The sequence below is a fragment of the Frankia sp. CcWB3 genome (genome assembly GCF_977927595.1).
Genome location: NZ_CDWRCK010000128.1, coordinates 1 through 5117, shown reverse-complemented (window position 1 = coordinate 5117; position 5117 = coordinate 1). Strand labels below are relative to the sequence as shown.

The 5117-nt window shown below is 70.9% G+C and carries 3 protein-coding genes; all 3 read left to right on the top strand.

Features of this window, described 5'->3' with window-relative positions:
* Positions 1–216: 216 nt before the first annotated feature.
* Positions 217–2802, top strand: coding sequence for a glutamate--cysteine ligase (locus tag ACY5KJ_RS11560; protein ID WP_462203350.1), 2586 nt, complete (start codon positions 217–219; stop codon positions 2800–2802).
* 265 nt (positions 2803–3067) lie between these two features.
* Positions 3068–4852 (top strand): N-acetylglutaminylglutamine amidotransferase, encoded by a 1785-nt coding sequence (locus tag ACY5KJ_RS11555; RefSeq protein WP_462187746.1) that lies wholly within the window; start codon positions 3068–3070, stop codon positions 4850–4852.
* Between the two features lie 63 nt (positions 4853–4915).
* A partial coding sequence (locus ACY5KJ_RS11550) for a hypothetical protein (RefSeq protein WP_462203349.1) occupies positions 4916–5117 on the top strand: 202 nt, incomplete at its 3' end.

Genomic DNA, 5117 nt, shown 5'->3' with positions numbered 1-5117 from the left:
GACCGGACGAGACCGGGCGAGAGCGGTCGTGGTCGAGTGGTCGTGGTCACGCAGGTGGGCCGGGGCGAGGCCTCGGGCGAGGCGTCGGGTGGCGGCCGGTACCCGGCGACGACAAGGGTGGGGGTGCAGGTCCGTGGCGAGTAGTGCGGGATTCTTCCCGAGACGGGTCATAGCTGTGACACGCATGTGTAACGGCAGGCCGTAGCGTAGCCCGCCATGAGCGACGCACGAATCGTGGCCGTCGGTGTCGAGGAGGAATTTCACATCCTCGATCTCACCACCCGTCAGCTCGTTCCCAGGGCCGAGGAAATCCTCCGCCGGCTCGACGGGGACTCGTTCTCCCCAGAGCTATTGAAATCGGTTGTCGAGACGAACAGTCAGCCGACGGCGGATCTGCTGGAGCTGCGGACGAACCTGCTCGATCTGCGGCGGCGACTCGCGGAGGTGACCGGCGAGCTTGGGCTCGGGCCGGCCGCCGCGGGCACCGTGCCGATCGTGGACATGGATCTGCTCGACGTCTCCCGGGACGACCGTTACGAGCAGATGACTGAGGACTACCAGATCGTCGCGCGCGAGCAGCTCATCTGCGGCGCTCAGGTGCACGTCGACGTGGCCGACCGTGACCTCGCGATGGCCGTCGTCGCCTGGACCGCGCCGTGGCCGCCGATGCTGCTGGCGCTCTCGGCCAGCTCGCCGTTCTGGATGGGTGCCGACAGCGGCTACGCGAGCATGCGCACGCTGGTGTGGCAGCGATGGCCGACCGCGGGGGTCGCCGGGTCCTTCCGGACCGCCGCCGAGTACGACCAGCTCGTGGCGGACCTGATCAAGTCCGGGGTGATCAGCGACCCGGGGATGGTCTACTTCGACGTCCGCCCGTCGGCCCACCTGCCCACCGTCGAGCTGCGCATCTGCGATGCCTGCCCGGACGTCGACAACGTCATCCTCATCGCCGGGCTGTTCCGGGCGCTGGTGTGCCAGGCCATCGAGGAGATCGAGGCCGGCGGCCAGGCCCCGCCGCCGCGCGCGGAGCTGCTGCGCGCGGCGACCTGGCGGGCGGCCCGGTCCGGCCTGGAGGGCGACCTCGTCGACATCCTCGGTACCGGCCCTATACCGGCCCAGGCCATGCTGCGCCGGCTGCTCACCGAGGTCCGCCCGCAGCTCGAACGGTTCGACGACTGGGAGCTCATCGACAACCTGGCCGAACAGGCCGTTGGCCGGGGCAGCTCCGCGCACCGCCAGCGCCGGGCCTTCGCCCGTCGGGGTCTGCTCACCGACGTCGCGGATCTGGTGCTGGCCGAGACCCGCGACGTCCCGCCCGCGGGGGCGGCGGCCGCGCTGGGGAGCGCGCCCGCCGTGTCCGCCTCCGACCAGATTGCGCCGCGGCTGCTCGAGCGATACCAGCCGACCGGGTACGACGAGATCGTCGATGCCCGCGGCGCGGTCCGTCCCCAGTACCGGGCCGTCATGCGCACCTTGGAACGGCTCGGCCCGGGCATCCTCGACGAACGGGTCGGGACGCGCGAGGCCGAGCAGAACGACCGGGGGATCATCTTCCGGGCCTCGGGGGACTCCACCAGCCGTCCCTTTCCGTTCGACCTGGTCCCGCGGATCATCGCCGCCGACGACTGGACGACCCTGACGACCGGGCTGAGCCAGCGGGTCCGGGCCTTGGAGGCGTTCCTGCACGACAGCTACGGCGAGCGGGCGGCCGTCGCCGACGGGATCGTGCCGGCCTGGGTGGTCAACGACGCGCCGAGCCTGCGCCACGGCGGTCGTGCCGCCGGCCCGGACGCCATCCGGGTGACTGTCGCCGGCATCGACCTGGTCCGCGGCGGCGACGGCGGCTGGCTGGTGCTGGAGGACAACCTGCGCGTCCCGTCCGGTATCGCCTACGCCATGGAAGGCCGGCGGCTCGCCGAGTCGGTGCTGCCGGAGCTCGGTCCGCCGGCCGGCATCCTGCGGCTGGACGGTATACCCGCCCTGCTGCACGAGGCGCTGGTCGCGGCGGCCCCGGCGGCGGCCGCGGGGGAACCGGCGGTGGCCGTGCTGACCGGCGGGAAGACCGACGCGGCGTACTTCGAGCATTCCCTGCTCGCCGAGAAGATGGGCGTTGCGCTGGTGGAACCGGCGGATCTGCTGGTCGACGACAACGACGTCGTCCACCGGATCGACGGCTCCCGGCGGTGCCGCGTCGACGTCCTCTACCGCCGGATGGACGAGGACGACCTGTTCGGCGCCCTCGGAGCCGACGGCACCCCGTTGGGGCTCCCGCTGCTGCGCGCGATCCGGGCCCGCCGGGTCGGCATGGCGAACGCTCTGGGTAACGGGGTGGGTGACGACAAGGTCGTCTACGCCTACGTCCCGCGGATGGTCACCTACTACCTGGGCGAGCAGCCGGTGCTCGACGACGTGCCGACCTATGTCTGCGGTGACCCGGAGCAGTGCGAACACGTGCTGGACAACCTCGATCAACTGGTGGTGAAGCCGGTCGACGGGTACGGCGGGTCCGGCGTGGTCATCGGGCCGCGCGCCGAGCCCTACCGGCTCACCGAGGTCCGCGAGCGGATCCTGGCCGATCCCCGGCAGTGGATCGGCCAGGAACTGGTGTCGCTGTCGACCCATCCGACCTGGCACGACAGCCATCTCGAACCCTGCGCGGTGGATCTGCGGGTCTTCGTCTACGCCGGGTGGGAGCCGCGGGTGGTGCCCGCGGCGCTCAGCCGGGTGGCGCCTCCCGGCAGTCTGATCGTCAACTCCTCGCAGGGCGGGGGGTCCAAGGACACCTGGATTTCCCGCCGTTAGCCGGTGATTCCCCGCCGTCAACCGTTCCGTGACCGCTACTCTCCGTAGTCTGATCCAGGGTGGCCCGGTCTTCCGTCGCGGGGTGCTCCGTCGCGGGTGCACTGCGGTTCCGCGCGGGTTGGCGACCGAGGGAGTTGGCAACATCGCGGACACTGTTGTGAAATCTCCGTCCTCGAGAGTGAGGTCGTAATCAACGGCTGCGGTATCGGGAAGGAAGCCCCGGGGAATGGATCTCGCCTGACTTCATCGATCGACGGGAGCGCACATGTGCGGGCTGAGTGGCGAGCTGAGATTCGACGGCCGGGGAGCGAACGTCGACGCGGTGGTGCGGATGACCGCGACGATGGTGCCGCGGGGCCCGGACGGCGTGGGAGTGTGGTCCGCCGGCCCAGTTGCGTTCGGGCACCGTCGCCTGAAGATCATCGATTTGTCCGAGCGCGGTGCCCAGCCCATGGTGGACAACGAGCTCGGCCTGACCACGGTGTTCAACGGGTGCATCTACAATTATCAGGAGCTGCGTGACGAGCTGGTCGCGGCCGGCTACCGCTTCTTCTCCACCTCCGACACGGAGGTGATCGGCAAGGCGTACCACCGGTGGGGGAGACGCTGCGTCGACCACTTCGCCGGGATGTTCGCCTTCGCCATCGCCGAGCGGGACAGCGGGCGGCTGATCCTCGCCCGGGACCGGCTCGGCATCAAGCCGCTCTACCTCACCGGGAACAGCGAGCGCCTGCGGTTCGCCTCCACCCTGCCGGCCCTGCTCGCCGGCGGCGGCGTCTCCTCCGACATCGACCTGGTCGCCTTTCACCACTACCTGTCGTTCCATTCCGTGGTGCCCGCCCCGCACACGATTCTGGCCGGGGTGCGCAAGCTGCCCGCGGCGACCGTGCGGGTGGTGGAACCGGACGGCACCTCGACCGACGACCTGTACTGGCGTCCCAGCTTCACCCGCGATCCCGCGCACGCGGACTGGACCGCCCGTGACTGGCAGGACGCGATCGCCGAGCGGCTGCGCCTCGCGGTGCGCCGCCGGATGGTCGCCGACGTCCCGGTCGGCGTGCTGCTGTCCGGTGGGCTGGACTCCAGTTTGATCGTCGCGCTGCTCGCCGAGGCGGGGCAGAAGGATCTCGCGACCTTCAGTGTCGGGTTCGAGGCCGTCGGCGGCGAGCCCGGCGACGAGTTCGTCTACTCCGACGTCATCGCCCGGTATTTCGATACCGACCATCACCAGATCCGGGTGCCGGGGACGAGGCTGCTGCCCGCCGTCGACGCGGCCATCGCCGCGATGAGCGAGCCGATGGTCAGCCACGACTGCGTGGCCTTCTACCTGCTCTCCCAGGAGGTCTCCCGGCACGTCAAGGCCGTGCAGTCGGGGCAGGGCGCCGACGAGGTCTTCGCCGGGTATTCCTGGTATCCGCCGCTGGCGGGTGTTGGGCGGACCGACGCCGTCGACGCCTACCTGCGGGTCTTCGCCGACCGACCGCACCGGGACCTGCCCGCGATGGTGGAGCCGCACCATCTCATCGAGGCCGATGCCAGCCGGCACTTCGTCGCCTCCCACTTCGCCCGGCCGGGCGCCGAGACCGCCGTCGACGCCGCGCTGCGCATCGACTCGACGATCATGCTCGTTGACGACCCCGTGAAACGGGTCGACAACATGACGATGGCCGCGGGGCTCGAGGCCCGCACCCCCTTCCTCGACCACGAGCTGGTCGAGCTCGCCGCCGCCTGCCCGCCGGAGCTGAAGCTCGCCTCCGGCGGCAAGGGCGTGCTCAAGAACATCGGCCGCCCGCTGATGCCGGTCGACGTCATCGACCGACCCAAGGGGTATTTCCCGGTGCCGGCGATCCGTCATCTCGACGGGCCGTTCCTGGACCGGGTGCGCGAGGCGCTCACCGATCCGGCGGCGAAGACGCGGGGCCTGTTCCGGCCGGTGTGGGTCCGGACGATGCTCGCCGCCCCGAACGACAACCGCACGGCGCTCGGCGCGAACGCCCTGTGGCAGGCCGCGCTGCTCGAGATGTGGCTCCAGACCCACACGGTCGCGTGATCTACGTAGGTCGCACGACCCACGTACGTCGCACGACCGAGTCGCATGATCCCTTGGAGTGACATGATCCGACCCGCGGTGGCGCAGCCGGTGGTGGGACGGCCGGCGGTGGCGCGGCCGGTGGTGACGCAGCCGGCGGTGCCGCACACCGTCGACTCCGGGCGTCCCGGCGATCTGTCCGACGCCTGGGTCGCGGCGGCGAGCTGTCGCGCACCGAGTACCGGCCCGCATGGTCGGCTCGCCTTCGTCGGCGATCGCGGCGGCG

Bases quoted from the DNA above. Each gene is read 5' to 3' on its own strand.
- ACY5KJ_RS11555 (WP_462187746.1), top strand. From the start codon at position 3,068: ATGTGCGGGCTGAGTGGCGAGCTGAGATTCGACGGCCGGGGAGCGAAC.
- ACY5KJ_RS11560 (WP_462203350.1), top strand. From the start codon at position 217: ATGAGCGACGCACGAATCGTGGCCGTCGGTGTCGAGGAGGAATTTCAC.